At 59.2% G+C, this 26,801-nt stretch carries 29 protein-coding genes, 1 tRNA gene and 1 pseudogene; 12 read left to right on the top strand and 19 right to left on the bottom strand.

Annotated elements, in window-relative coordinates:
• The first annotated feature begins 200 nt into the window (after nucleotides 1–200).
• Together ABQ278_RS00610 and ABQ278_RS00605 are read left to right on the top strand one after the other, a co-directional pair.
• Nucleotides 201–488 carry an antibiotic biosynthesis monooxygenase gene (locus ABQ278_RS00610; protein ID WP_349320739.1) on the top strand — a complete coding sequence of 96 codons (288 nt, stop codon included), beginning with the start codon at nucleotides 201–203 and terminating at the stop codon, nucleotides 486–488.
• A 47-nt stretch (nucleotides 489–535) separates the two neighbouring features.
• Nucleotides 536–1,087, top strand: coding sequence for a dihydrofolate reductase family protein (locus ABQ278_RS00605; RefSeq protein ID WP_349320738.1), 552 nt, complete (start codon nucleotides 536–538; stop codon nucleotides 1,085–1,087).
• On the opposite strand, the gene ABQ278_RS00600 is transcribed toward ABQ278_RS00605, so the two are convergent.
• From ABQ278_RS00600 to rbfA, 7 genes and pseudogenes are all read right to left on the bottom strand, one after another.
• Nucleotides 1,084–1,773 carry a pentapeptide repeat-containing protein gene (locus ABQ278_RS00600; RefSeq protein ID WP_349320737.1) on the bottom strand — a complete coding sequence of 230 codons (690 nt, stop codon included), beginning with the start codon at nucleotides 1,771–1,773 and terminating at the stop codon, nucleotides 1,084–1,086. The two genes, ABQ278_RS00605 and ABQ278_RS00600, sit on opposite strands and share 4 nt — an antisense overlap.
• Before the next feature lie 3 nt (nucleotides 1,774–1,776).
• Nucleotides 1,777–2,055, bottom strand: a complete 279-nt coding sequence (locus ABQ278_RS00595; RefSeq protein ID WP_349320736.1) for a hypothetical protein — start codon at nucleotides 2,053–2,055, stop codon at nucleotides 1,777–1,779.
• Nucleotides 2,056–2,263: 208 nt separating this feature from the next.
• On the bottom strand, nucleotides 2,264–3,268 hold the full coding sequence (locus ABQ278_RS00590; RefSeq protein WP_349320735.1) for a dienelactone hydrolase family protein: 1,005 nt from the start codon (nucleotides 3,266–3,268) through the stop codon (nucleotides 2,264–2,266).
• 244 nt (nucleotides 3,269–3,512) lie between these two features.
• Nucleotides 3,513–5,757, bottom strand: a pseudogene (gene pnp, locus ABQ278_RS00585) (polyribonucleotide nucleotidyltransferase).
• A 278-nt stretch (nucleotides 5,758–6,035) separates the two neighbouring features.
• The gene (rpsO, locus tag ABQ278_RS00580; protein ID WP_018080652.1) at nucleotides 6,036–6,305 is read right to left on the bottom strand and encodes a 30S ribosomal protein S15; all 270 of its coding nucleotides are present in this window, start codon (nucleotides 6,303–6,305) and stop codon (nucleotides 6,036–6,038) included.
• Nucleotides 6,306–6,326: 21 nt separating this feature from the next.
• Nucleotides 6,327–7,277: a tRNA pseudouridine(55) synthase TruB gene (truB, locus tag ABQ278_RS00575; protein WP_349320734.1), complete on the bottom strand. Its 951-nt coding sequence runs from the start codon at nucleotides 7,275–7,277 to the stop codon at nucleotides 6,327–6,329.
• Nucleotides 7,278–7,454: 177 nt separating this feature from the next.
• Entirely contained in the window at nucleotides 7,455–7,967 is a 513-nt protein-coding gene (gene rbfA, locus ABQ278_RS00570; RefSeq protein ID WP_349320733.1) for a 30S ribosome-binding factor RbfA, read from the bottom strand.
• 83 nt (nucleotides 7,968–8,050) lie between these two features.
• Here rbfA and ABQ278_RS00565 point away from each other — a divergent pair, with 83 nt between their 5' ends.
• Nucleotides 8,051–9,259 carry a DUF418 domain-containing protein gene (locus ABQ278_RS00565; RefSeq protein WP_349320732.1) on the top strand — a complete coding sequence of 403 codons (1,209 nt, stop codon included), beginning with the start codon at nucleotides 8,051–8,053 and terminating at the stop codon, nucleotides 9,257–9,259.
• Nucleotides 9,260–9,269: 10 nt separating this feature from the next.
• Here ABQ278_RS00565 and ABQ278_RS00560 read toward each other — a convergent pair whose 3' ends face one another.
• From ABQ278_RS00560 to ABQ278_RS00535, 6 genes are all read right to left on the bottom strand, one after another.
• Nucleotides 9,270–10,571, bottom strand: coding sequence for a folylpolyglutamate synthase/dihydrofolate synthase family protein (locus tag ABQ278_RS00560; protein WP_349320731.1), 1,302 nt, complete (start codon nucleotides 10,569–10,571; stop codon nucleotides 9,270–9,272).
• A 286-nt stretch (nucleotides 10,572–10,857) separates the two neighbouring features.
• Nucleotides 10,858–11,127, bottom strand: coding sequence for a hypothetical protein (locus ABQ278_RS00555; RefSeq protein WP_349320730.1), 270 nt, complete (start codon nucleotides 11,125–11,127; stop codon nucleotides 10,858–10,860).
• 201 nt (nucleotides 11,128–11,328) lie between these two features.
• A complete protein-coding gene (locus ABQ278_RS00550) occupies nucleotides 11,329–12,264 on the bottom strand; it encodes an acetyl-CoA carboxylase carboxyltransferase subunit beta (protein WP_349320729.1) in 936 nt (311 codons plus the stop codon).
• 17 nt (nucleotides 12,265–12,281) lie between these two features.
• Nucleotides 12,282–13,100 carry a tryptophan synthase subunit alpha gene (trpA, locus tag ABQ278_RS00545; RefSeq protein WP_349320728.1) on the bottom strand — a complete coding sequence of 273 codons (819 nt, stop codon included), beginning with the start codon at nucleotides 13,098–13,100 and terminating at the stop codon, nucleotides 12,282–12,284.
• Entirely contained in the window at nucleotides 13,097–14,335 is a 1,239-nt protein-coding gene (trpB, locus tag ABQ278_RS00540; RefSeq protein WP_349320727.1) for a tryptophan synthase subunit beta, read from the bottom strand. The genes trpA and trpB overlap by 4 nt, the downstream gene beginning before the upstream one ends.
• A gap of 123 nt (nucleotides 14,336–14,458) precedes the next feature.
• On the bottom strand, nucleotides 14,459–15,109 hold the full coding sequence (locus tag ABQ278_RS00535) for a phosphoribosylanthranilate isomerase (RefSeq protein ID WP_349320726.1): 651 nt from the start codon (nucleotides 15,107–15,109) through the stop codon (nucleotides 14,459–14,461).
• A gap of 127 nt (nucleotides 15,110–15,236) precedes the next feature.
• Between ABQ278_RS00535 and ABQ278_RS00530 the strand changes: the two genes are divergently transcribed.
• The 3 genes from ABQ278_RS00530 (at nucleotide 15,237) to ABQ278_RS00520 (ending at nucleotide 17,209) form a co-directional block, all read left to right on the top strand.
• Nucleotides 15,237–15,584 (top strand): glucokinase, encoded by a 348-nt coding sequence (locus ABQ278_RS00530; RefSeq protein WP_349320725.1) that lies wholly within the window; start codon nucleotides 15,237–15,239, stop codon nucleotides 15,582–15,584.
• Nucleotides 15,535–16,188: a glucokinase gene (locus ABQ278_RS00525; RefSeq protein WP_349320724.1), complete on the top strand. Its 654-nt coding sequence runs from the start codon at nucleotides 15,535–15,537 to the stop codon at nucleotides 16,186–16,188. The genes ABQ278_RS00530 and ABQ278_RS00525 overlap by 50 nt, the downstream gene beginning before the upstream one ends.
• A gap of 76 nt (nucleotides 16,189–16,264) precedes the next feature.
• On the top strand, nucleotides 16,265–17,209 hold the full coding sequence (locus ABQ278_RS00520) for a glucokinase (protein WP_349320723.1): 945 nt from the start codon (nucleotides 16,265–16,267) through the stop codon (nucleotides 17,207–17,209).
• A gap of 32 nt (nucleotides 17,210–17,241) precedes the next feature.
• Here ABQ278_RS00520 and mscL read toward each other — a convergent pair whose 3' ends face one another.
• From mscL to ABQ278_RS00490, 6 genes are all read right to left on the bottom strand, one after another.
• The gene (mscL, locus tag ABQ278_RS00515) at nucleotides 17,242–17,646 is read right to left on the bottom strand and encodes a large-conductance mechanosensitive channel protein MscL (protein WP_349320722.1); all 405 of its coding nucleotides are present in this window, start codon (nucleotides 17,644–17,646) and stop codon (nucleotides 17,242–17,244) included.
• Between the two features lie 15 nt (nucleotides 17,647–17,661).
• The gene (locus tag ABQ278_RS00510; protein WP_018080639.1) at nucleotides 17,662–17,958 is read right to left on the bottom strand and encodes an integration host factor subunit beta; all 297 of its coding nucleotides are present in this window, start codon (nucleotides 17,956–17,958) and stop codon (nucleotides 17,662–17,664) included.
• A 282-nt stretch (nucleotides 17,959–18,240) separates the two neighbouring features.
• Entirely contained in the window at nucleotides 18,241–18,639 is a 399-nt protein-coding gene (locus ABQ278_RS00505; RefSeq protein ID WP_349320721.1) for a VOC family protein, read from the bottom strand.
• Between the two features lie 213 nt (nucleotides 18,640–18,852).
• A complete protein-coding gene (rpsA, locus tag ABQ278_RS00500) occupies nucleotides 18,853–20,583 on the bottom strand; it encodes a 30S ribosomal protein S1 (RefSeq protein WP_349320720.1) in 1,731 nt (576 codons plus the stop codon).
• 199 nt (nucleotides 20,584–20,782) lie between these two features.
• On the bottom strand, nucleotides 20,783–21,397 hold the full coding sequence (locus ABQ278_RS00495; RefSeq protein WP_349320719.1) for a d(CMP) kinase: 615 nt from the start codon (nucleotides 21,395–21,397) through the stop codon (nucleotides 20,783–20,785).
• Complete coding sequence (locus ABQ278_RS00490; RefSeq protein ID WP_349320718.1) at nucleotides 21,394–22,683, bottom strand: 3-phosphoshikimate 1-carboxyvinyltransferase; 1,290 nt, start codon at nucleotides 22,681–22,683, stop codon at nucleotides 21,394–21,396. Before ABQ278_RS00490 ends, ABQ278_RS00495 begins: the two co-directional genes overlap by 4 nt.
• Nucleotides 22,684–22,925: 242 nt before the next feature.
• Between ABQ278_RS00490 and ABQ278_RS00485 the strand changes: the two genes are divergently transcribed.
• The 6 genes from ABQ278_RS00485 to ABQ278_RS00460 all read left to right on the top strand — a co-directional run bounded on the left by ABQ278_RS00485 (nucleotide 22,926) and on the right by ABQ278_RS00460 (nucleotide 26,785).
• Complete coding sequence (locus ABQ278_RS00485) at nucleotides 22,926–23,417, top strand: TIGR02300 family protein (RefSeq protein WP_018080634.1); 492 nt, start codon at nucleotides 22,926–22,928, stop codon at nucleotides 23,415–23,417.
• Nucleotides 23,418–23,591: 174 nt separating this feature from the next.
• Nucleotides 23,592–23,667: transfer RNA gene (locus ABQ278_RS00480), tRNA-Ala, on the top strand.
• Between the two features lie 238 nt (nucleotides 23,668–23,905).
• Nucleotides 23,906–25,075: an AAA family ATPase gene (locus tag ABQ278_RS00475; RefSeq protein WP_349320717.1), complete on the top strand. Its 1,170-nt coding sequence runs from the start codon at nucleotides 23,906–23,908 to the stop codon at nucleotides 25,073–25,075.
• A gap of 135 nt (nucleotides 25,076–25,210) precedes the next feature.
• Entirely contained in the window at nucleotides 25,211–25,354 is a 144-nt protein-coding gene (locus ABQ278_RS00470; protein WP_349320716.1) for a hypothetical protein, read from the top strand.
• 90 nt (nucleotides 25,355–25,444) lie between these two features.
• Complete coding sequence (locus ABQ278_RS00465; RefSeq protein WP_349320715.1) at nucleotides 25,445–26,077, top strand: hypothetical protein; 633 nt, start codon at nucleotides 25,445–25,447, stop codon at nucleotides 26,075–26,077.
• A gap of 45 nt (nucleotides 26,078–26,122) precedes the next feature.
• On the top strand, nucleotides 26,123–26,785 hold the full coding sequence (locus ABQ278_RS00460; RefSeq protein WP_349320714.1) for a dienelactone hydrolase family protein: 663 nt from the start codon (nucleotides 26,123–26,125) through the stop codon (nucleotides 26,783–26,785).
• The last annotated feature ends 16 nt before the right edge of the window (nucleotides 26,786–26,801 follow it).

The raw sequence follows: 26,801 nt of genomic DNA, 5'->3' as shown, positions 1-26,801 counted from the left end.
CCTAAGCGTTTTGTTATAGCCTCGCAAGCGTCAAAAGCGTGTAAACAGGCGCTCTTTACGCAACGTAAGCCTGAAAGCCTTATCTATCAACGAATCGCGTTACGCGCGTACAGAATGGTTTTCCGACACCTGTTGTCAGGAAAGGACAGTCTTGTTACGGAACCCTGCCAGGTTCTGACAGCCAAGGAAAGTGCGCCGCCATGACACCCTATGTTTTGATCCTTCACGAGGTCGCCGACTATCCGGCGTGGAAAGTGATCTTTGATAACGCCGCTGGTATCCGTAAGGCGGCCGGTGAGATCAGCTATCAGGTGTTGAAATACGATACCGACGCCAACCGCATCGTCCATTTCTCGGCCTGGTCATCGCTGGACAAGGCGCGAAGGTTCTTTGAATCGCCAGAACTGGTCGAGATCCGGAAAGTGGCAGGGGTGAAGGCGCCGGATTTCATCTATCTGGAAGAAATCGAGCGCGGACTGCTGACATAGGCGGGTTTCTGGTTTGCTGTTATGATGCCTTAAAAAGGGAGCAAACCATGCGAACACTCAGCGTCTTCAACAACATCAGCCTTGATGGCTATTTCACCGACGCCCGCAACGATATGAGCTGGGCCCACGGCACCGATGATGCCGATTTCAACGCCTTCGTCGCCGGCAATGCGTCGGGCGATGGTGTGCTGGTGTTCGGCCGCATCACCTACGACATGATGGCCGGCTGGTGGCCCAGCGACATGGCGGCGCAGGCCATGCCCGAGGTTGCGGCAGGCATGAACCGCATGACGAAGTACGTTTTTTCCCGCTCGATAACGTCAGCGGACTGGCAGAACACGCAGGTTTTCAACGAGGATGCGGTCGAGGCCATGCGCCGCCTGAAAGCGGAAGCCGGCGGCGCCATGGTGGTGCTTGGCAGCGGCAGTCTGGTGGCCCAACTGGCCATGGCCGGTCTCGTCGATGACTATCAGGTGGTGGTGTGCCCGGTCGTGCTTGGCGCTGGCCGTTCGATGTTTGAGGGTAATGACCGGCGCGACCTGACCCTGACGCAGAGCCGCGCTTTCAGCAACGGCAAGGTGTTTCTGCGCTACCGTTAGCGAACATGCAGGCCGAGTTCGGAGAGCAGTTCGGCGGCCTGAGCGCGCGAGATGGTGGCGCCCTTGAACCGGCGGGCATCTTCCAGCCGGACGCCGCCGATATCGGTGCCGCGCAGGTCAGCCCCTTCAAAGCGCGCATCGGTGAGGATGGCGTCGCGTAAAGAACAATCTTCAAAGACGGTCTGGCGGAAATCGCAGCGATGCAGTTCGGCATTGTGCATGTCGAGCGATTTCAGCGTCTGCTTGCTGAAGGAAAAGCCGCGCAGGCGGGCGTCGTTCAGGCGGCATTCCTCAAAGGTGACATCGAGCGCGCGGGTATCGAGCAGATTGGCGCCGGTCAGTTTGCAGCGCTGAAAACGCGATTGCGACAGGGTGGCGCCACGAAACAGGCTGTTGTTGAAATCACAGCCGGTGAACCGCGACTCGATCAGGATGGCGCTGGTGAAATCGGCGTGCGCACCCTTGCATTTGATGAACTGCGCGCGTTCCAACTTGGCGCTGACGAACTTCGTCTTGCGGAACAGGCAGTCCTCGAACACCCAGCCATTGAGGATGAAATCGGACAGATCGACCTCTTCGACCTCGCAGCCGACCAGCTTGACGGGCTCGCCCTTATTGGCCAGCAACAGGACCGCGCCACGGTCGAGGATTTGATCAGTGATGGTGGTGGCCGGTTCTGGGGTCATGGGTCAGTCAATCAGAATCACAAAATGGAATAGGGTCAGAAGGGTTGAGAGTATCATACCTGTCCAGCCGAATGCCGTTAATTTTCCCCGACATGCCGATACTATTACGACCAAAAGCAGCGCCAGAAGAAACCATTTCGAGTAGTAGAAGAAATTTTGGCCGGCTTGCGATCCAAGTTTACCGACAGCAACATACTGCATTATGGCTACCATAATTCCCCACGTCAGGGTGGGCAGCCATGCGATGACCGTATGCCTGTTCTGTTGTAAAATGGCCTTCATCTCCGGTCCTCTTACTGAAACACATAGCTCTTATCACACGCGCAGTCGAGTTACGGGGCTGAGGGGTCATTGACCCCTCACCTTACCAGATACAGAAAAAGCCGGTCCCTGAAATGGGACTGGCTTTTTCTTTATTCAGAGAAGACGAAGGGGCGCTGGAGCCCTCCGCGTGGCTTCGGGCGTTCGTTGCGCCTCACCCTTCACCCCACTACTTGCCAGTTGGGAAGTTCTTACGCTGGATGGTCCATTCCTTATCCGTGCAAAGGCCGCAGGCCTCACCGACGAAATAGGCTTCAGCCGTCTTGTCACCGCGCAACTGCCATTCCAGCCACTGCACAGCCACCTTGGCGGACGGTCCACCATTGGGGCGCAGGAAATCGCCGCCATGCGAGGCGCTGTTATTCGCCACGATGACCGGCACATGATTGATGTGCTCAAAGTCATCCATGCCGTTCTTGTAAGCAATATCTTTCGGCCCGCCCAGAATATAGAGGATAGGGGTATGCAGGGTTTTAAGCGTTGCCTTAGTAACGTTTAATGCGGAGAGGAAATTGTTGCCGTCCGGAAAGGTGCCGCTGTTGTCGATGATGACCGCTTTCACGCGCGGATCGCCAGCCAGACCTAAGGCCTGAATGCCCCCGCAGCTAAAGCCGGACACCGCAATCTTGGCGGGATCAATCTTGCCGAAATAGGGGCTGCCAGAGCGGGCGTTTTCCGCCAATGCCCATTCGAGGCCTGCCTTCACATCTGCACCGGTCGTTGCCGTGCCGGGAGCGGCACCTTCCGGACGCTTAGGTTCCGGGGTCGAGCCGGGGCCGGAATAGATGCCGCCGGGCGCGATGACCACATAACCGTAGGAGGCCAGCTCCGCCAAATGCAAACGCGAACCCGCGCCATCGGCCGAACAGGCGCCATTGCCCCAGGCCACAATGCCAAGCGCGCCCTGAGCCACCTTCGACAAATCCTTTGGCCGATAGACAACGTGATTGGGAAGGCCGGGGTCCTGTTCCTTCATCGCCGGATAGGCACCTGAGCCTTCGGTATCCGGCGCCTTGGCGTAGGCCGCCTGATCAGCATCGGATTTGGCCTTTTCCTCGGCGGTTTGCGGCGGAAAGACCGGCATGTTCGGCGGCGGAGCATTTTGGGCCACGACCGAACCGGCCAGGGCCAGGGTCATGAGGGCGATAAGGCTTAGTCCGGTTGTGTATTTCATGGCGTCCCTGCTTTTTTATTGTCGTTATCGACTAATTGTCAGACAAGAAATAATCCAAATGCCTGAGATTGTCACGTGTTAACAGAGCCCTGCCATACTCTGTCGCGTTAAGGGGTTGAGGGATCCAAGACCCCTCACCTTACCAGAGAAAGAAAAAGGCGACCCCATAAATGGGATCGCCTTTTTCTTTATTCAGAGAAGACGAAGGGGCCACAGGCCCCTTCACCCCATAAGTCTCCGGCCCCTAGTCGCGACGCGGACGGCGCGGACGGCTCGAACGCTCGCCACGATCCGAACGCTCACCACCTTCAGCCGTTTCCAGTTCAGGCTCTTCGCCGGACGCGATGCGGGCCGCTTTTTCAGCCGCCAGCTTTTCTGTCAGGTCTTCGCCAGTTTCCTGATCGACCACCTTCATGGAGAGCTTCGTCTTGCCACGATCATCGAAGCCTAAGAACTTCACCTTCACTTCGTCGCCTTCGTTCAGGACGTCCGAGGTCTTGCCGACCTTTTCGTTCTTGATCTGCGAGATGTGGACGAGGCCGTCCTTGGCGCCGAAGAAGTTCACGAACGCGCCGAAATCGACGACCTTCACGACCTTGCCCTTGTAGATGGCGCCAACTTCCGGCTCCGAGGCGATCGACTTCACCCAATCGCGGGCAGCGTCGATCTTCGATTGTTCCGAAGCCGAGATCTTGATGGTGCCATCGTCGGCGATGTCGATCTTGGCGCCCGTCTTTTCGACGATTTCGCGGATGACCTTGCCGCCGGTGCCGATCACTTCACGGATCTTGTCGGTCGGGATCTTGATGGTTTCGATCTTGGGCGCGAATTCGCCCAGTTCTTCACGCGCACCAGAGATCGCCTTGTTCATTTCTTCCAGGATGTGCAGACGACCTGCGCTGGCCTGGCGAAGTGCCTTGGTCATGATCTCTTCGGTGATGCCGGCCACCTTGATGTCCATTTGCAGGGACGTGATGCCGTTGATCGAACCGGCCACTTTGAAGTCCATGTCGCCGAGGTGATCTTCGTCACCCAGGATGTCGGACAGGATGGCGTATTCGCCGGAGGGCTCAAGGATGAGGCCCATGGCGATACCCGAAACCGGCGACTTCAGCGGCACGCCGGCGTCCATCAGGGCCAGCGACGAACCACAGACGGTCGCCATCGAGGAGGAGCCGTTCGAACTCGGTGATTTCCGAGACCAGACGGATCGTGTAGGGGAAATCTTCCGGGGCGGGGAGCATCGGACGCACTGCGCGCCAGGCCAGCTTGCCGTGGCCGATTTCGCGGCGGCCGGGCGAACCCATGCGGCCGGTTTCACCGACGGAGTACGGAGGGAAGTTATAGTGGAGAAGGAACTTCTCCTTGTAGGTGCCTTCCAGGCTGTCGATGAACTGCTCATCATCGCCGGTGCCGAGCGTGGCTACGACCAGCGCCTGGGTTTCACCGCGGGTGAACAGGGCCGAACCATGGGTGCGCGGCAGGATGCCGACTTCGGACACGATCGCGCGGACCTTGTCGACGGCGCGGCCGTCAACACGCTTGCCGTGCTCGATGATGTCGCGGCGCAGGACGTCGGCTTCACATTCCTTGAAGGCGGCGCCGAAGATGGCAGCGTCTACGCCGTCAGGATTTTCTTCGGTCTTGACCAGCGAAACGGCGGCCTTGGACTTGGCAGCGCCAACGGCTTCGTGGCGCGGGTGCTTTTCCTGAATGGTGTAGGCGTCGCGGATATCCTGACCAACCAGGCCCTTGATCTTGGTGACGACGTCGGAGAAATCTTCGGCTTCAAACGCGAAGGGTTCCTTGGCGACGTGTTCGGCCATCTCGATGATGGCGTCGATCACCGGCTGCATGCCGCGATGGGCGAACATCAGGGCGCCGAGCATGGTGTCTTCCGACAGTTCCTTGGCTTCCGATTCCACCATCATGATGGCGTCCTGCGTACCGGCGACAACGAGGTCGAGGTGCGATTCCTTGATCTGGTCAACGGTCGGGTTCAGCACGTATTCGCCGTCGATCAGGCCAACGCGAGCGCCGCCGATCGGGCCCATGAAAGGCACGCCGGAGAAGGTCAGGGCAGCGGAGGCAGCGACCATGGCGACGATATCGGGATCATTTTCCATGTCGTGCGACAGGACGGTGCAGACAACCTGCACTTCGTTCTTGAAGCCCTTGACGAACAGCGGGCGGATCGGACGGTCGATCAGGCGCGAAACCAGGGTTTCTTTTTCCGAAGGGCGGCCTTCGCGCTTGAAGTAACCACCGGGGATCTTGCCGGCGGCGAAGGTCTTTTCCTGATAGTTGACGGTCAGCGGGAAGAAGTCCTGACCGGGCTTCGGCTTGCGGGCGTAAACGACGGTGGCCAGGACGGTGGTCTCACCGTAGGTGGCCAGCACGGCCGAGTTGGCCTGACGGGCAACGCGGCCCGTTTCCAGCGTGAACTTGCGACCAGCCCAATCGATGGATTTTCTTTTGATATCAAACATATGTTGTCTTTCATTCGGCTCCGGAACAGCCCCATGCCGTTCGGGAGGTGGCCGCATAACGTTTAAGCAGCGCGTGTAAGGGGCTCTTCAGTTAAGCCCAGCGTATAAGCGAGATGCAGTCATCTCGCGGGGTGTATAAGCAGGCCGAAAGTATCGGCCGGGGTGTGTAAAACCGCCGGAAAGGCGGGTCGTTTTCAGGTGCCCTGTCACGTCTTTGCCTGAGGGCCAACAAGCAGAAGGGCTCGGAGTTGCCCCCAAGCCCTTGGTCGTTCCGATATTTAGCGACGCAGGTTGAGCGTGGCGAGGATAGCGGTGTAGCGGTCGGTGTGACGGTTCTTAAGGTAGTCAAGAAGACGACGACGTTGCGACACCATTTTCAGGAGGCCGCGACGGCTGTGGTTGTCCTTCTTGTGTTCCTTGAAGTGTTCGGTCAGGTTGGCAATGCGTTCCGTGAGGATTGCGATTTGCACTTCTGCACCACCGGTATCACCTTCGGTACGGGCGTGGGTTTTGATGACTTCTGTCTTGCGATCAGCGGTAATCGACATCGGGTTTCTCCTTAGTGAGAATTAAAGATTTAAAAGACGCGACGGATGAAGTGTTCCGCCGCGCAGTTCGCACAAGGCCAATACCTGCCCGTTAAACACCGCCTGAACCGTATCGGGAAACTCCGCATAGCCGTCATCGAGACGGGCTTTGAGAGCCGCATTTAACAGTTCAATCTGACGGGGCAGAAGGGCAAGGTCGCGTCCCTGCTTCAATCTTGCGGCCTCATCTTGCGTCACAGGCAGGCCCGGGATGTCGTCCAGTGCCGTCTCTACGCCAAGTAAAGCCTCAAGATGGGCGTTCCTATGCACTAATTCCTCAAGCTTTTCCAGTGTTATTGAGTCTTTTGTTTCAAACGCACCCACCGCCTCGCGGCGAAGCGTGGTGACGTGACCGCAAACACCCAGTTCCAGGCAGATGTCGCGCGCGATCGAGCGGACATAGGTGCCCTTGCCGCAATGGAGCGTAAAGCTGGCGGTTTCGGTGTCGAAAGCATCGAGCGTCAGGTCGAATACCTCGATCTCGCGGCCTTTCAGTTCGACCTCGACGCCCTGACGCGCCAGATCATAGGCGCGCTTGCCATCGACCTTGATGGCCGAAAACGCCGGCGGCACCTGCTCGATCACGCCGATAAACTGGGGGAGGGTGGCTTCGATGGCGTCCCTCGTCGGGCGGGCATCGGATTCAGCCGTCACGCGGCCTTCGGCGTCGTAACTGTCGGTGGTTTTGCCGAAGGTGACGGTGAAACTGTAGGTCTTGTCGGCTTCCATCAGGTAAGGCACGGTCTTGGTGGCTTCGCCGAGCGCGATCGGCAGGATGCCGGTGGCCAGCGGATCAAGCGTGCCGGCGTGACCGGCCTTCTGCGCCTGGAACAGCCAGCGGATTTTCCCGACCGCCGAGGTCGAGGTCATTTCAAGGGGTTTGTCGAAACAGATCCAGCCGTGGATCGCTTCGCCTTTTTTCTTTCGGGCCATGGGAGTCCGTTTGTGTTGAAAGGAAGCAAGAAACCCCACCACCATATCGCTTCGCTCATGGTCCCCCTCCCCGAACAAGTCGGGGAGGTAGAAGAAAACGAAAGCTTTATACCTCCCCAGTTTGACTGGGGAGGGGGACCGCGCCGCTCTTGCGGCGTGGTGGTGGGGTTTCTTACCTTAACTAAGCCCATCCTCATCATCATGATGCAGATCGCGGGCGATATCCGGACGCATGAACAGAGCGTCGATCCGTGCGGCTTCATTGAAGCTTTCATCATGCAGGAAGCGTAGTTCTGGCGTGAATTTCATCTCGATATGACGGCCCAGGACCCCGCGCAGGAATTTCGCGTGCTTGTTCAGCGCCGCCACTGCCGGACCGATCTGGTCCTTGGTGATGGTCACGGCCGCCTGATCGCTGGCCAGACCGGCGCCGAGCGGTTCGACGAACACGGTGGCGTGGCGCAGATCGTTGGAGCAGCGCACTTCGGTGATGGTGATCGAGACGCCCGCCAGGGCCTCATCGTGGATATCCTCATCGCGCAGGATTTCGACCAGGGCGTGGCGCACCAGTTCGCCGGCGCGCAACTGGCGCTGGGTGGGGCCGAGGTCCGTGGGCGTGCGGCCGTGGGCCTTGTTGCCCTGCGCCCGCTGGGACTTGTCTTTGGAAGAGCTGTATTTCATCAGGCTCATATAGGCGTTTTTGCTGATTTTTCTATTCAAAAATGCGGCGGGTGCGCTATGCAGAGTAAAACCATAAGTTTTACAGGGCTTCCATGACCACCACCAAACCCAGTTTCGTGCCCCGTATGGAGGGGCTTGACGCCTTGCGCGGCTTCGCCCTGATGGGGCTGTTCTTCGTCCATATGCCCGAACTCTACGAACTGTACTGGGCGCATCCAGTCGCCGATCCGGTCCAGCTTATGTGGCACGATACCATCTTCACGATCTTCGCCGGCAAGTCGTTCGCGCTGCTCGCCCTGTGCTTTGGCGTCAGTTTCTTCATCATCATGGATCGCACCGGTAAACGCGGCGTCGATTTCACCGGCCGCTTTGTCTGGCGGCTTGTGCTGCTCGGTGTGATCGGCGTCCTGCACGGCCTGTGGTATCGCGGCGATGTGCTGGAAGTGCTGGCCCTGATGGGGCTGTTCCTTATTCCTTTCTATCGCCTGAGATCGAACGCCATCATTTTGATTTTGGCGACCTTCTTCCTGCTCCAGCCCCTGATGATCGTGCAGATGATCAGCGCCTATAACGGCGCCACATGGGCCAATACCCCGCCCGATTACTGGACCGCCCCCACGCCCGACGCCTATCTCACCGGCAAGAGTCTCATCGAGACCATCCGCATAAACTGGGTTGATGGCCATCCGTTCAAATGGGACTTCATGCTGAAAGCCGGACGCCTGAGCCAGATTCTTGGCCTGTCGCTGATCGGCATGGTGCTGGGCCGTATCGACTTTTTCGGCCAGCCGGAAAAGTTCCGCACTCTTCGCCTCACCGCCCTAACCATTGCGGCGGCGGTCACCGTTGGTCTGTGGCTGGGCAAGCCGTCGCTGGTGACTTTGGTGCCGAGGTCGGATGCCGTCTTCATGCCGCGTTCCTTGTGGGATTCGATGCTGTCGGGCTGGTTCGACCTCAGCCTGATGACGGTGCTGATGATGGGCTTCCTGTCGCTCTATTACAGCTTCGGCCACAAGGTGCTGAACCTGCTGGCGCCGGTCGGCCGCATGACCCTGACGCTTTATGTCGGCCAGTCGCTGATCTTCGTGCCGGTGTTTTACAGTTTCGGACTGGGGATGCACGCCACCATGGTGCAATCAACCGCTGTGCTGATCGCCATTGTCGTCTTCGCGCTCCAGGTCGTCTTCGCGCACCTGTGGTTCAAGGCATTCCTCTACGGACCGCTCGAATGGCTGTGGCGCGCCGGAACCTATCTGACGCTCAAGGTGCCGTTTATTCGCAGCGCGCAGACCTCACTTTAGAGACCCCGCCTCAGACAGGATAGGTTTCAGGACTCAAGGCCAGACAATCGCCGACGAGATAGAGCGAGCCGCAGATCAGCACCCGCAAGGGCGTATGCGGCAGGGCTTGGATAGCCTCCAGAGGGCTTGCGGCGATCACCGCCGTGAGCCCTTTGCTTTGCGCGGCCTGCGCCAGTTCGGCAGGTGCAATGGCGGCATCGCTGCTGAACGGGACGCAGGTAATCTGTGCCGCGAGACCCGCGAAATGGCCGAAGAACTCTGTGGCGTCCTTGGTGTTGATCAGGCCACAGATCAGGTGCAGAGGCTTCGGGTCGCGCGCCTGCCGCCAGTCGATAAAGTCACGCAAGGCCCGTGCGGCGTGGGGATTATGCCCGCCATCCAGCCAGAGTTCGGACGCCCGGTTCTTCAGCCCTTCAAACAGCGGCCCCGCTTTAAGCGCTTGCAGGCGGCCGGGCCATTGGGCCGTCGTCAGGCCGGTCTCGATGGCGTCTAGGGTGAGGCCGAGCATGAGCGCGGTCTTGATGGCGAGTGCGGCATTCTCGATCTGGTGTTCCCCCGCCAGAACGGGTAGCGGCAGGTCATAGAGCGCGTCTTCATCCTGAAAGATCAGCCGGTCGCCTTCGCGCCAGGCATCTATGCCCTGCCCTATGCTGGTGAGGGACACGCCCAGTTTCAGCGCCTGCCGCTCCAGAGCCTGCGAGGCCTCTTCCGGCTGACGGGCGCTCAAGGCGGGTGCGCCGCGTTTGAAGATACCGGCCTTCTGACTGGCGATGGTCTTGAGATCGTTGCCGAGGAAGGCCTGATGATCGTAATCGATCGGCGTGATGATCGTCAGCTTTGGCTGGGCGATGATGTTGGTGGCATCTAACAGGCCGCCAAGACCGGTCTCCAGCAGCAGCAGGTCGGCGGGCGTTTCGGAAAAGGCCAGGAAGGCGGCGGCGGTGGTCGATTTAAAGAAGGTCAGGGCTTGACCGTCATTGGCGATCTCGACGCGGTTGAGGCAATCGGCCAGATAGTCCTCACCAATCAATGTACAGGCGAGGCGAATGCGTTCGGCGAAACGGACGAGGTGCGGCGAGGTATAGACATGAACCCGCAGGCCTTGCGCTTCAGCCATGGCGCGCAGCAGGGCGATGGTCGAGCCCTTACCGTTGGTGCCGGCCACATGCACGACCGGCGGAAGCTTATCTTGCGGACGCCCCAGGACTTCACAGACGCGCAGCATCCGGTCGAGATTGAGGTCGATCAGCTTGGGATGCAGGGCTTTCAGGCGTTCAAGCGGTGCGTCAAAGGGCAGAAGGCGGTCGGTCATGTCATACTTCCCCCTCGCCCCGTTTACGGGGAGAGGGTCGGGGTGAGGGGCCAATCGATGAGGTGGCCCCTCACCCGGCCCTTTGGGCCACCCTCTCCCCGTAAACGGGGCGAGGGGATATATGCGCCCATTAGCACCTCAATCAGATTTAGGGGAGAGGTTTTGCATCCTTGTCCGGACGGCGGATCACCCAAGCAATGAGCGCAATGGCTGCCGCCCACAAACCATAAGCACCAAGATCGTAGATATTGTCGGCTATGCTGGTCTTATAACTGTTAATGGCTCCTTAACTAACACCAGAAAGCATACCGCATAGGGCGTAAGGCGCTGCCTCTCGCCATTTATTAGCATATAATATGGAATGAATGAGCAGCCCGATCGGCAGAGCAAAGAGCGAGATTAAAACCGAGCCTAACATAACAGCATCCAAGTAATAACTTTTGAACTCGGGCTCGGAACGGGTGATAAAATAAGCCCCGAAAAGCGTTGTAATGAAAACACCCACTATTAGGCCGATGATCGTTTTCACCAGTCGATGTTGCTTGATATTTTCCATAGCTTCCCCCCATCACCACGCTAAGGCCAAACTTATGTCATGGGAAGTGGGTTTTGCGCCAGCGAAACGCATGCGTTTTGCCAGCCATGGTGACCCCACAACTTACATTTCCAATAAAAAATCCGGCCATTAGGTCGGATTTTTTATTGGACTAGAAAGGCATGGGGCCCCAAGAGTTCTTTGGCCCCAAACCCCGATAACTTAGGCGGCGCGGCGCTTGCCGCTCATTAGCATCGACATCAAAGCACCCAGCACTTCAGGCAGTTCAGAGCGCGGCACGACGCGATCGACCATGCCCTTTTCAACCAGGAATTCCGAGCGCTGGAAACCTTCCGGCAGCTTTTCGCGGATGGTCGTCTCGATCACGCGCGGGCCGGCAAAGCAGATCAGCGCACCGGGTTCGGCCAGATGGATATCACCCAGCATGGCGTAAGAGGCGGTGACGCCGCCGGTGGTCGGGTCGGTCAGCACGACGATATAGGGCAGTTGCGCTTTTTTGAGTTCCTGAATGGCGAGCGTCGTGCGGGCCATCTGCATCAGCGACAGCGCGCCTTCCTGCATACGGGCGCCACCGGCGGCCGTGAAGATCACCATCGGCACCTTGCGTGCCACGGCAGCCTTGGCGGCGGCGATGAAGCCCTCACCGGCGGCCATACCTAAGCTCCCGCCCATAAAGGCGAAATCCTGCACCAGCACGATGCAATTGACGCCCTGCACCTTGCCATAGCCGATGGCCATGACATCGCGTTCGCCGGTGGCGGCGCGGGCAGCCTTCAGGCGGTCCTTGTAGGGCTTGCCGTCGGAGAAGTGCAGCGGGTCTTCGACCACTTCCGGCGTCGGCAGGGATTCCCACTGGCCGTCATCGAAGGTGAATGTCATGCGTGCCTTGGGGCCAATGCGCATATGGCGGCCATTGGGCGTCACCCACAGGGCGGCTTCCAGATCCGAACGATAGATCATATCGCCGGTATCGGGGTCTTTCACCCACAGGTTTTCTGGCGTTTCGCGCTTGTTATTGACGAAATTGGATATGCCGGGCGCGATCTTGCTCAGCCAGCCACCGCGCTCGCGGCGCTCGGCAGATTTCGCAGAGGCCGGTAATTTCGGGCCCTTGTTAGACGTATCAGCCATAGCCATACTCTAAATTACTCCAGTTAGTCCCGAGCCTGATGCACAGCCTGTGCCAAAATCGCGGCCTTTTCCAGCACTTTCACGCTGGATGGGGTATTTTCCAGTAAAGAAGTCTTGATCTCATCGACCAGAGCCGAGCCCACGACCGCCGCATCGGCGATGCGGGCGACGGACGCGGCACTTTCTGGTGTGCGGATGCCGAAACCCACCGCGACGGGCAGGTTGGCGGCGTCGCGCACCTTCGAGACCGCCTCGGCAATGGCATCGGCATCGACCGATTTGACGCCGGTGACGCCCGCTACCGAGACATAGTAGATAAAGCCGCGAGTCCGTTTCACAAGCGTTAACAAACGTGAATCGTCGGTGGTGGGGGTGGCCAGGCGGATCAGAGCGATGTCGTTGGCGTCGAGCGCGTCGCTTAAGGCATCGGCCTCTTCCGGCGGGCAATCGACCACGATCAGGCCGTCGGCGCCAGCGTCTGCGGCGCTCTGGGCAAAGCGCTCGTAGCCCAGGAAATCGACCGGGTTCATATAGCCCATCAGGATGATCGGCGTGTCCTGATCGATCTCGCGGAAGCGCTTCACCAGCATGAAGACATCGCGCAGCTTGGTGCCGGCGGCCAGAGAGCGCTCGGCGGCGTGCTGGATGGTCGGGCCCTCGGCCATCGGATCGGAGAAGGGAAAACCCAGTTCAATCAGATCGGCGCCGGCGGCCGGCAGGCCTTTAAGAATCTCGAAGGTGGTTTCCAGATCGGGGTCACCGGCCATAATGTAGGCGATAAAGGCCGATTTGTTGTGCGCTTTCAGATCGGCAAAACGCTTGTCGATACGGGCAATACTCATGACAAAGCACTCCCGTTCTTCTCGCCCATGTGCTTGGCCACCGTTGCGATATCCTTATCACCTCGTCCGGACAGATTGAGCACGACAATGCCGCCCTTGCCGACCTGGCGCGCCAGATCGCCGACCTTGGCGATGGCGTGCGAGGATTCCAGCGCCGGGATAATGCCTTCGAGCCGTGAGGTGAGGGCAAAGGCTTCCAGCGCCTCTTCATCGGTGCAGGTGACGTATTGCGCACGCTTGATCTCATGCAGATAGGCGTGCTCAGGCCCGATGCCGGGATAGTCGAGACCGGCCGAGATTGAATGGCCTTCCAGAATCTGGCCGTCTTCGTCCTGCAACAGATAGGTGCGGTTGCCGTGCAGCACGCCTGGACGGCCGCCATTGAGCGAGGCGGCGTGGCCATTATAGACATCGAGACCGTGACCGGAGGCTTCAACGCCGACCAGCTTTACGGTGTCATAGTCGATAAAGGGGTGGAACATGCCGATGGCGTTCGAGCCACCGCCGACGCAGGCGATGACGGCGTCCGGCAGGCGGCCTTCCATCTCCAGGATCTGCTCGCGGGTTTCCTTGCCGATCACCGACTGAAAATCGCGGACCATTTCCGGATAGGGGTGCATGCCGGCGGCGGTGCCGATCATGTAATAGGTGTTGTGGACGTTCGTCACCCAGTCGCGCAGGGCTTCGTTGAGCGCGTCTTTAAGCGTACCGGCGCCACTGGTGACCGGCGTCACCTCCGCGCCCATAAGCTTCATGCGGAAGACGTTCGGCGCCTGACGCTCGACATCCTTGGCGCCCATATAAACGACCAGCGGCAGGTCGAACTTGGCGCACACGGTGGCCGAGGCGACACCGTGCTGGCCAGCGCCGGTTTCGGCGATGATGCGGGTGCGGCCCATGCGCTTGGCCAGCAGGATCTGGCCGATGCAGTTGTTGATCTTGTGGGCGCCGGTGTGGTTCAGCTCTTCGCGTTTGAAATAGATTTTCGCACCGCCGTGGTGCTCGGTCAGGCGTTCGGCGAAATAGAGCGGCGACGGGCGGCCGACGAAATGCTTGAGCAGGCTGTGGAATTCGGTCCAGAAGGCGGGATCGTTCTTGGCGTCTTGCCACGCCTGCGTCAGCTCCAAAACCAGCGGCATCAGGGTCTCTGGCACATAGAGACCGCCGAAATCACCAAACCGGCCACGGGCATCGGGTTGGGCGTAGGTGTTGGGTCGCAAGACGGGATCGCTCACCGTGAAATTCCTTCAAGGCTAAATGATAATGTCTCCAAACTCGGCTGAGTTTGGCAAGGGCGACTGCCCGCCCGAGCTGTTGCGAGGCAAGCCCGCGCGGCGTTAGCGCACAAGAAATGTGCCTTATAGCGACTTTGCCGCTTTTAGGAAGTCTGAAATGAGACCGGCGTCCTTGATGCCCGGCGCGGATTCGACACCGGAGGAGACATCGAGCATTGATGCATCACTCTCTTGTACGGCGGCGGACAGGTTGGTGGATGACAGGCCGCCGGCCAAAAACCACGGTTTTGCTGCGACGTGGTGACGCATCAGGCTCCAGTCGAAGCTTAAGCCCAGTCCACCGGGCAGGGCGGCGTCCTTCGGCGCCTTGGCGTCGAACATCATATAGGCGACGTGCGGTTCATAGGCATGGGCGCCGGCCAGATCGGCTTTTTCGCTGACGCTGATCGCCTTGATCAGGGGGAGGCCCGTTAACCTCTGGATTTCGGCGACGCGCTCCGGGCTCTCCTTGCCGTGGAGCTGGATCAGGTCGGGCCGCACGTCGTTCTTCAGAGCTGTCAGCAGATCGTCATCTGGATCGACGACAACGCTGACAAGAGGTGTGGAAACGTTTACCCGGCGAATCACTTGCATGAGGCCGGACATGGCTTCCAGGGGCAAATGGCGCGGGCTTTTCGCAAAGTGGACAAAACCCAAAAAGTCAGCGCTGTCATTTAGCGCCGTTTTGGCCGACTCAAGCGTCGAAATCCCGCAGATTTTCACTTTTGGAGGCATAAAACACCTTGAATTTGTCGCTCATAACGCAGACGCTTCAACATAAATCAAGGTTTGGGACTTAGATTTCAAATTAAATCAAGCCGGCTCACAAGAAGCGGCGAAAAAATTTAGGGCAAGGAACATCATGGCCGACCACGTGCTATTGAGTGACATCAGTAACGGCACCTACCTCAAGCTGGCCATAGCCAGGCGCGGGGAGCGTCCGAAAGAAACGGCGCACTACGCCTGCAACACCCTGGAAGGCTTCAAGACCTCAATCCGTGACTTTCTCGATGCGCAGGGCAATCCGCGCTTGACCGGCGCGGCGATTTCGGCGGCCGGCTGGGAGCGCGGCGGCATTATCCAGCTTCCCAACCATGGCTTTTCGATCGATCGCGCTGACAAGCGCGGCTTCCTCAACACCCAACGAATCAATCTGGTCAATGATTTCGTCGCCAAGGCGCTGGCCATTCCGCGAACTCGAAGGGGGTGAGCGCGAGAAGATCTGCGGGGGCGAGCCCCTCGAAGAACAGGTGATCGCGGTCATCGGTCCGCACAATGGTCTTGGCATGTCGGCGCTGGCGCCTGACGGCATGGGCAACTGGACGGCAATGCCGACCGAAGGTGGCCACTCCGATCTGGCCCCGACCACAGACCTGGAAGAGGCCGTGCTGCGCGTGCTGATCGACAAATACGGTCACGTGTCGCGTGAGCGCGTTATCTCCATCCCCGGCGTTGTCGATGTCTGGAAGGCGCTGGCGAAGATCGACGGTGACGATGAGGCGCGCACGCCGATGATCGAGGAGATCATCGCCATGGCCAGCACCGGTGATGAACGCTCGAAACAGGCGATTGATCTCAGCATGGGCTGGTTCGCCGCCATGGCCTCCGATGTGGCGCTGATCCTGGGCGCGCGCGGGGGCGTCTATCTGGCGGGCGATCTGCTCGATCAGATCGGTGATCTCTTCGATGTCGAAGCCTTTGTGAAGCGCTATAGCGACAAGGGGCGTCTCAGCCGTTATGTCAGTGAGGTGCCGGTGTTCAAGGCGACCGCCCGCGATATGGAAATCATCGGTCTGGCGACCCTTTTTGACTAAAAGCGCTTTCCGAAACGTGTGACGCACTTTTCGGATCAAAAGGCGTGCAAAAGCAAAGTTCAATCCGGAGCGGACAATGTCCCATGTTTTGTTGTGTGATTTTACCTTCGGCTCCTACATCAAGCTGGCGCTCGGTCAGCCTGGCCGTCGGCCTGGGCCGGCCACCCTGCACGCCTGCGCCGATCGTGACGCCTTCGACCGCGAGGTGCTGGGCTTCCTGAAAGAGCGCGGCGATCCGAAGCTGCTTGGTGTCGCTATCTCCTCGCGCGGTTGGGAACGCCGGGGCGTGCTGCAGTTGCCCGGCGAAGGCATAACGCTTATTCGAGACGAGGTGCGTGACCTTCTGGGCGTCAAGCGTTTGAATCTCGTCAATAATTTCGTGGCGCGCGCCATGGCGATTCCCCATCTCAAACCTTCTGAACGCGAACAGATCTGTGGTGAGCAGGCCATGGAGGAGCAGGTTATCGCCGTGCTGGGTCCGCACCATGGGCTGGGTCTGGCCGCCTTGGCGCCTGACGGTGCCGGGCACTGGACCGCCATGCCATGCGAAGGCGGCCATTCCGACCTGCCGATCAATACCGAGCGCGAATGGCAGGTTTGGCGCGTGCTGCATAACAGGTTTGGCCATGTCGCGCGTGAATGCGCCGTCTCGCTCTCAGGTCTGGTCGAGGTGTGGCAGGCCCTGCATGTCATCGATCAGGTCAGTGTGGCCAAGGCAACGCCGGAAGTAATCGTGGCGCTGGCTCGTGGGGGTGATCCGCGCGCGCTTGAGGCCATCAGCCTCAGCATGGGTTGGCTGGCCGGCATGGCGTCGGATGTTGGGCTGATTTTGGGCGCGCGCGGCGGCATTTACCTGACCGGCGACCTGATGGACATGCTGGCCGACCTGTTCGACCGCAAGGCCTTCTGTGCCCGCTATCTGCACAAGGGTCGCCTCACGGGCTATGTGGCGGAAATCCCCGTCTATCGCACGCTTGCAGCGGACCTGGAGATTATGGGTCTGGCAACGCTTTTTGATTAGTAAAAAAGCCGGAGCATCGCCCCGGCTTTTTATTATGTCTTTTTCAGTTCGGCCAGAATGGCGGCCAGCAGCTCTTCCTGCGATGGCCCCGCCGGCGCCGGATCGGCGGCGGGCGGGGGCGGCATCAGACGGTTGATGGCCTTGACCACCAGGAAGATGGCGGTGCCGATGATCAGGAACTGGATGATGGTATTGATGAAGGCGCCATAGGAGATAGCGACTTCCGCCGTCTTGGTCGCCACGTCGGCAGGCTTCAGGATCAGCTTGAGATTGGAAAAATCGACGCCGCCGGTGATGAAGCCTATCGGCGGCATGATGATGTTATCGACCAGCGAGGTAACGATCTTGCCGAACGCGCCGCCGATGACCACACCGACTGCCAGGTCGATAACATTGCCGCGCATGAGGAAAGTTTTGAATTCAGAGGCGATGCTCATGGTCAGGCCTTTCGCTTAGCCGTTGTCGTCGCCGGAGAGGTTCAGGCGTTCGCGCAGTTCCTTGCCGCTCTTGAAGAAGGGCACATGCTTTGCCGGCACCTTGACGGATTCACCAGTGCGCGGATTGCGTCCGGCGCGGGCAGGGCGGGAGCGGACAGACAGGGCGCCAAAACCGCGCAACTCGACGCGACCACCTTTTTCAAGCGTGGTGATCATGGATTCCAGAATGAGATTGACCGCGCGCTCGACGTCTTTTTGCGTCAGGTGCGGATATTCGGAAGCCAAGCGCTCAATGAGTTCTGATTTCAGCATTGCTCTCCCCCATCAGGTTTGACCGGAGAAACGAGCATGTCTGAAAATGAAAATGAGTTCAAGGGGTTGGATATAAATTAACGTGTTGGTAGCGCTACCATTGACACATTTTTTTCAACCAGCAGGGAATTTCCTTACTCACGCACCGGGCTTTGAGGGAACCGGTATCATAAAAAACCCCGTGGTTCGTCGGTTTTTAAAAAAACCTTACGCCACGGGGGGTTAGGCGAAATCCGGTCACTTTACCGTGTTGCAGCATATGATAGAGGCGCGGTACGCACTTTACGCTTTGGCGGCGGGTTGGTTGATGGCCCAGCCGACGCCGAACGGATCGGTGAGTTGTCCGTAGGTGTCGCCCCAGAACTGGACATCGAGCGGCATCCTGATCTCGCAGCCGGCGGCGACGGCGCGGTCCCACCACGCTTGAGCGTCTTCGACCATCAGGGTCATGGTGAAGCTGGTGGAGGGCTGGTGCGGATAGCCGTGTTCGGGAAAGGCGTCGGACAGCATCAGCGAGCCGTTATTGATTTCAAGATGTCCGTGCATCAGGCGGCCGTCTTCGGTCGGGCGGCGATCATGCTCTACAGCGCCGAAGGCCGTTTTGTAGAAATCGATCGCCTTGGCGGCGCCTATGACGGTCAGGTACGGAATGACACCGTGAACCAAATTGGGCAGGGACATGTTTAACCTCCTTGTGGATGCCGACACTGTGCCAGTGCGCTGACAAAAACATGGCAGCGGCAACAGGCCAAAACGGATGCTGCCGGTATGTAGCGGGCACAAAAAAGCCGGAGCCCCTTGCGAGACTCCGGCTTAATTTTGGATTCTGACCCTTGCCGTTCAAGCGACTAAAACGCTGTCACGATTCCGGGTCCAGGGTCGTTACGACCCTGGTTAGGACTTTTGCTTACCGCGCAGAGCGGCGCCGAGGATATCACCGAGCGAAGCGCCCGAATCCTGCGAACCGTACTGTTCGATAGCTTCCTTTTCGGAGGCCATTTCCAGAGCCTTGATCGAAACGGAGACCTTGCGGGCCGCCTTGTCGATGTTGGTCACCTGGGCGTCGATGCGATCGCCGACGGCATAACGCTCAACGCGCTGCTCGTTGCGGTCACGCGACAGGTCGGACTTGCGGATGAAGGCCGACATAGGCGCGTCATCTTCACCGAACTTCACTTCGATGCCACCGGTGGTGACTTCCGTGACGGTCACAGTGATGTTCTGACCCTTCTTGTAGGTGTCGCCGGTCATCGGATCGCTGCCGAGCTGCTTGATGCCCAGCGAGATGCGTTCCTTTTCCACGTCGACGTCCAGAACCTTGGACTTGACGACATCGCCCTTCTTGTACTTGGCGATGGCTTCTTCGCCCGGAACGTTCCAGTCGAGGTCCGACAGGTGGACCATGCCGTCGATTTCGTTTTCGAAGCCGATGAACAGGCCGAATTCGGTGGCGTTCTTGACTTCGCCTTCGATGGTGGAACCGACCGGATGGGCGCTGAGGAAGTCGTCCCAGGGGTTGTTCTGGGCTTGCTTCAGGCCGAGCGACACGCGGCGCTTGGAGGCGTCGACTTCGAGCACGACGACTTCAACTTCTTGCGAAGTGGAGACGATTTTGCCCGGATGGACGTTCTTCTTGGTCCACGACATTTCCGAAACGTGCACCAGACCTTCAACGCCCGACTCGAGTTCGACGAATGCGCCGTAGTCAGTGATGTTGGTGATGCGACCGGAGAACTTGCCGCCGACCGGATACTTCAGGTCAACACCATCCCACGGATCGGACTGCAGTTGCTTCATGCCGAGGCTGATGCGTTGCGTATCGGGGTTGATCTTGATGATCTGAACCTTGACAGCGTCGCCGACGTTGAGGACTTGCGACGGATGCGACACGCGCTTCCACGACATGTCGGTCACGTGCAGCAGGCCATCGATGCCGCCGAGGTCAACGAACGCACCGTAATCGGTGATGTTCTTGACGACGCCGTCACGGATTTCGCCTTCGGCCAGTTGGCCGACCAGCTCGGTGCGTTGTTCGGCACGGGCTTCTTCAAGGATGGCGCGACGCGACACGACGATATTGCCGCGCGGACGGTCCATCTTCAGGATGGCGAACGGCTGTTCCTTGTTCATCAGCGGAGCGACGTCGCGCACGGGGCGGATGTCGACTTGGCTGCCGGGCAGGAAGCCCGAAGCGCCGTCCATATCAACCGTGAAGCCGCCCTTAACGCGACCAACGATCGTACCCATGACAGGCTCGCCCTTGTTGAAGATAACTTCAAGACGGGTCCAGGCTTCTTCACGGCGGGCCTTCTCGCGGCTGATGACCGCTTCGCCCATGGCGTTTTCGACGCGCTCAAGGTAAACCTCGACGGTGTCGCCGACCTTCAGGGTCTGGCCGTCAGCGAGGCCGAATTCCTTCAGGGAGATACGGCCTTCGGTCTTCAGACCGACATCGACCATAACGTATTCTTTTTCGACGGCGACGACGAGGCCGTGAATGACCTGGCCTTCAAGCATGTCGCGGCCGTGCATGGATTCGTCAAGCAGGGCGGCAAAATCGTCGCGCGACGGATTGTATTCGCTCATAAAGTCTCTTTGTTGGTTAGCGCGTGTCCCGTCTTTCATATCCCGAAAACGACGTTGAGGCCGTGGCGTTCGACGGGGAAAGGGCGCGGGGGTGCGGCTTTGGATTTTGTGAAGTTTGGGTTTGGGAGGCAGCCATAAGGCGGGCCCCAAGATGTGAACCACAAGCTCGAAAGCTCCGAAGACGTCCCGTGTGTTGCCTCTAATAAAACCGCTGTTGGATTTAACGCTCTGTCGAGCGTCACAGACGGCTTTTCACAAGGGATCGCGCAGTTGCGATGGCGGCTTCTATACCCAAGTCGGAGGTATCTAGCAAGAGCGCATCTGTGGCTTTTTCCAAAGGGGCGCTTGACCGCGACGAATCACGCTCATCACGGATGCGGATATCGCTCAAAACCTCGGCCTCGCTAAGGTCCGGATTGAGTTTGACCAGTTGCAGCCAGCGCCTGTGGGCGCGCACTTCAGGTGCGGCGGTCACGAAGAGCTTGACCGTGGCGTGGGGCGCGATGACGGTGCCGATATCGCGGCCATCGAGCACGGCGCCCGCGGGCTGGTTGGCGAAGTTCTGCTGGTATGTGAAGAGGGCGGCGCGGACTTCCGGAATGGCGGCCACTTGTGAAGCGCGCTCGCCGGCGTCTCGGCCGCGCAGGGCCTCATCGGCCAGGGTTTCGGCGTCGATCAGGGTGGCGGCAAGGACGGGATCGATATGACGGACATGCGCCAGATGACCGGCGGCGCGATATAAAAGCCCCGTATCGAGAAATGGCAGGCCGTAATCAGCGGCGATCACCGAGGCGAGCGTGCCCTTGCCGGAAGCGGCCGGGCCATCGAAGGCGATGAGGAGGGGCTTGGTCATTCGAACGTCATCTCAACGCCGATGCTTTGCAGGTCACGCCAGTAGCCGGGATAGGTCTTGGCGGTGCAGCCCGGATCGAGGATGCGGATGCCGTCGATCACCAAGGCGGCTTGCGCGAAAGCCATGGCGATGCGGTGATCGTGATAGGTATGGATATCGGCCTTGACCGTGCGGCCGATCAGGCTGCGATCGGGCGTGACCAGCAGATCGTCGCCGATTTCCTCCGCCAGACCGGGCTGGATGCGGTTCAGTTCGGTGGCCACGGCGTTGATGCGGTCGCATTCCTTGACGCGCAGATTGGCGATGCCGACAAAACGGACCGGATGGTTGTTAAAGGCGGCCAGGACGGCGATGGTCGGGATGGCGTCCTGCATCTGACTGCCGTCGATAACCGCCGGCAAATTAGGGAACTGCTTTATAAAGTCATAGGCCTTGGCGTCTGGTTGCATCATGACTTCCGGCGCAATGCCGATGTCGATAGCTGTGTCCAGCAGCGCATTGATGCCCCAGATGTAGGTGGCGGCACTGGCGTCGGGCTCCACCCAATAGTCGCGCGCCGCATAGGGCGTGTTGGCGATGTCCCAGCTCAAGGGGGCCTTTTGCGTGATGTTGGCGCCGAACGCCTTCATGCACGCCAGCGTGATATCGATATAGCCGCGTGCACCGATGTCGCCATCTTTTACGCGCAAGGAGAAAGGCGCGTCGCCCTTGGTCCCGGCCATCATCAGCGCCGAGACATACTGGCTCGACAGGCTGGCATCGACATCGATGGCACGCTTGCCGAAGCCGCCTTCGCTCGACACCGTCACCGGCGGGCAGCCGGTCGGGGCCGTGGCGGTAACTCCGGCCGCGTTGAGGGCTTCCACCAAGGGTGCGATCGGCCGTTTCTGCATATGCGCATCGCCGGTGAGGACGGTCGTGCCCTTGATATTGGCCGCCGCTGCCGTCAGGAAGCGCACGGCTGTGCCGGCATTGCCGAGAAAAAGCGGCGCTTGTGAAGGCGTCAGCGTGCCGGTGCTTGTTACCACGAAATCGGTGTCGCCGGCATCCTCGACCGTTACGCCAAGCTGACGTAAGGCCTGCGCCATATAGGTGGTGTCGTCGCTTTTGAGTGCGCCGCTGATGTGGCTTTTGCCTTGAGCTAGGGCGGCGATCAGCAACACCCGGTTGGTGATCGACTTCGATCCGGGCAGGGCGATTTGACCAGCAAGCCCTGCGGGTGCGCCGGTTTTTTGCGGCACAAGCCTTACGGCGCTGGCCTGAGCGGGTGTCTGATGAGCTGTCATGACGCGCTTACTAGCAAATAACCGGCGATGCACAATCACCATTTTACGATCAGAGACCCGCTATGCGGCGCAATGACCTGTGCATAAGCTCTGTTTCGGGAAGCGAAAAAGAGCCATAAAAATTAGCCAGGGTGGGATTTAAGGTTTTGACAGGAAGCCTATCTAGTGGCAAGGGAGCCCATCAAAAGCTTTTTTCAAAGCCTGACTAAACCCAAGCCCAAACCTCACTTAAAGGAATTCTCGTGGCTGATCCTGCCTTAGGCACCAAACAAGTTTGCCCGAACTGCACGGCAAAATTCTACGACCTGAACAAGCACCCGGCGCACTGCCCGCGTTGCGAGTTCGAGTTCGACCAGGAAGAAGTCGTCCGCACGCGCCGCTCGCGTGTCCGCACCGCCCCGACCGATTATGAAGATACGGACGAGGAAACCGAAGATCTGGCCAAGGCAAAGGCGGCGGCTGAAGAGGAAGATGAGGACGAAGAGCCCGAAATCATCACGCCGGAAATCGATCAGGTGGTTGCCGACGATCCGCTGCTGGTGGACGAAGACGAAGACCTCGATCCGGCCGATCCGGCCCGTGTCGGTACGCCCGATAGCGTCGATATGGATATCGAAGACGCCGAACTGGTCGACGATGACGCCGACGACGTGCCGTTCCTCGAAGACGAGGATGACGCCGATTTCGACGAAGAAATCGACGGCCTGCCCGGCGAAGAAGACGACGACCGCTAAATATCAAACCCGCCGGCGCGATCCGGCGGGTTTTTTTTAGGCCTGTGTCGGGTCTGTGCGTCATGCCTGTGAAAAAGTTCAAAAAAGTTCGCAAAAGGGCTTGCGTCCCCGCGAACCCTGAACTAGAAGTCGCCGCCTCGGACGGGGCAACCCATTCGATGCCATCCTAAAGATGGGGCTTTAGCTCAGCTGGTAGAGCGCTTGCATGGCATGCAAGAGGTCAGCGGTTCGACTCCGCTAAGCTCCACCAATAAAGCCGGTTCCCTAAAGGACGCGGGCTTTTCCAATTCAAAATCAAGCATATAGCCTGCGCCGTCTAAGCGCTGACGGTGTGGCCCAGACAAAAGATCCCGCTTTGATTCAGGGCATCTTGTCGGTACGCGTAAGGCCGGGCGGTAGCTTTTGGCCGGACGTTGCGGCAGGGTGAAATCGGGTGCCTGCGTTCCTGCATATCTTGCCAAGCGCATGTGCGGCCCATAAGCTGAGCCATGATCACCACCCTGGCCATCTCTGGTTACCGTTCGCTGCGCGATGTGCGGCTGGAACTGGATATGCTCAATGTGGTGACCGGCGCCAATGGCTCCGGCAAGTCGAGCCTTTATCGTGCCTTGCGCCTGCTGGCGGAGATCGCCCATGGCGGGATTGTTCGCTCGATTGCCTCCGAAGGCGGACTGGATTCGACGCTTTGGGCAGGTCCCGAACAGTTCTCTCGCAGCATGAAAAGCGGTGAACACGCCATTCAGGGCACGGTGCGCAAGCACCCGGTCAGTCTTAAGCTGGGTTTTACGTCGGAAGACTACGGCTATGCGATCGATTTGGGCCTGCCGCCACCGCTGACCTCGGTTTTCCCGCACGATCCGCATATAAAGTCCGAAAGCCTGTGGCTGGGGCAAATCTTAAGCCCGCGCAATGAAATCGCCAAACGCAAGGGCCCACTCATTCAGGTGCGTGACAAGGCCAATATCTGGCAGGAGGCCCTGACCAATCTGTCGCCCTTCGATAGTCTGATGACGCATGGCAGCGATCCCCGCGAAGGCGCGGAACTTTTGCTGGTGCGGGAAAGCATGCGCAACTGGCGATTTTACGATCACTTCCGTACCGACCGCGAGGCGCCGTTGCGTCAGCCGCAGATCGGCACCCATTCGCCCGTGCTCGCCAGCGATGGCCACGACCTGGCGGCCGCTATTGAAACCATCCGGTCCGTCGGGGCCGTCGAAGATATGACTGAGGCTGTTGACGATGCCTTCCCGGGATCGCGGATTGAGGTCGAATTCGCCGGCGCTTATGTCGAGATCGTCATGCGCCAGACGGGTCTCTTGCGCCCGTTGAAAACGGCTGAGTTATCCGACGGTACTTTGCGCTATCTGCTGCTGATCGCCGCCCTGCTGTCGCCACGCCCACCGTCCCTGATGGTGTTGAACGAACCGGAGATGAGCCTGCATCCGAATTTGCTGGCGCCGCTCGGTCGCCTGATTGCTAATGCTTCCAGACGGTCGCAGGTGATTGTTGTTTCGCACGCGCCGGAACTCGTGGCGGCTCTGGAAGCGGCCGCGCCCACTCGGCGCATTCTGCTGGAAAAGGAGTTGGGCGAAACCGTTATCCGCGATCACGACATGCAGACATTGGAACGACCCACCTGGGAATGGCCGGCGCGGTGATCACTTGTGATCAGGGTTAACGCCTGATTCAGGTCTTCATCATCGAATCTTGATAATTATCGGCTATAACCAGATGACAGGTTCATAATAAGGGCAGGCACAGACCCGTCCGATTGCGTGAGTAGAGGATAGCCTATGCAAAAGATCGACGCCGTAAACTGGATTTCCGCCGCCCGCAGTTGTGCGCCGGCGCAATGTGCCGCCGCCTTCGTCTCGGCCATGGCGACGCCACGTAACCGCGCTTACGCGGATACACAGCGCCAGCCATCGGCCCGCTAAAACTCTGACATCTTACCCCTTCAAGCGACCGATGGTATCGCGATATGCCGCAATCGGCCTGCTCGATACGGTGATGGCTCTGACTCCGGCATGATGACTCTGGAAACCACCTGGCTGGATCTGTGTGAACGGCTGGGCGTAGAAAGCGCACGCCGTCATCCGGTCTGGCAGGTTCTGGTGTCTGCCTATGGCGAACCGCATCGCCACTATCATACACTTGCTCACATCAGCGCTGTGGTGGCCCATGCCGAACGCCTGCGCGAACATCTCCAGATGCCCGATACCGTGCTGCTGGCCCTGTTTTTTCACGATATCATTTATGATGCGTCACGGCAGGATAACGAGGCGCGCAGCGCTGACCTGATGCGCGAGCTTCTGCCCGATATCGATACCGAACGCGCCGGCGCCATGATCGTGGCGACGCAACATCACACCGCCACATCTGATCCGGATACCAACCTGCTGCTCGATATCGACATGTCGATCCTGAGCGCGGACTGGCCGGCTTATCGCGCCTATGCCGAGGGCGTCTATCGCGAATATCTGCCGGTCTATGGTCATGACGCCTATGCGGCGGGCCGCGTGGCGCTGTTCCTCCAGCCGACGCTTACGCGCAACTCTCTTTTCCTCACGCCGGAATTTGCCGGACGTGAAACCGTGGCGCGTGACAATCTGCACAGGGAAATCGCTTTGTGGCAGGCCGGCGGGTTTGCGCACGCTTAGATCCGGCCTATATATACCCCACCACAAGCTTCTAGGAGACCCTGCATGGGCCGCATGATCACCCTCAATCGCGCCGATGGCGGCCATCTCGACGCTTACCTCTCCGATATCGACAAGAGCAAGCCGAGCGTCATCGTCATTCAGGAATGGTGGGGTCTGAACGACCACATCAAGTCGATCGTCGATCGCTTCGAGTTCGAAGGCTTCAATGCTTTGGCGCCTGATCTTTATCATGGCCGCATCACCAAGGATGCCGACGAGGCCAGCCACCTGATGAACGGCCTCGATTTTCCGGGCGCGGTCCATCAGGATATCGCGGCGGCGCTCGACTATCTGAAAGCGATTAATCCGTCCGTCGCCGTCATGGGCTTCTGCATGGGCGGCGCCCTGACCATCGCTGCCACCGCACGCCTCGAAGGCTTCAAGGCGGGGGTGTGCTACTACGGCGTGCCGCCGAAAGCGTTCGCCGATCCAGCCGATATCAAGGTGCCGTTCCAGGGCCATTTCGGCACGAAGGACGATTGGGTGACGCCGGCCGTGGTGGCCGATATCGAGGCCTCGATGACGAAGGCCGGCCATGCGCCGGAAATCTACGGCTATGAGGCGGATCACGCGTTCTTCAACAAGACGCGGCCTGAGGTCTATGATCCGGAAGCGGCTGAGCTGTCATGGACACGCATGATGGCTTTCCTGCGCGCTAAACTGTAGGAGCAATTGACCTTTT

Source organism: Asticcacaulis sp. MM231 (genome assembly GCF_964186625.1).
In the GTDB taxonomy this organism is placed as follows: Bacteria; Pseudomonadota; Alphaproteobacteria; order Caulobacterales; family Caulobacteraceae; genus Asticcacaulis.
The sequence above is the reverse complement of the archived record's forward strand: the minus strand, read 5'-3'. Positions and strand labels throughout refer to the sequence as shown.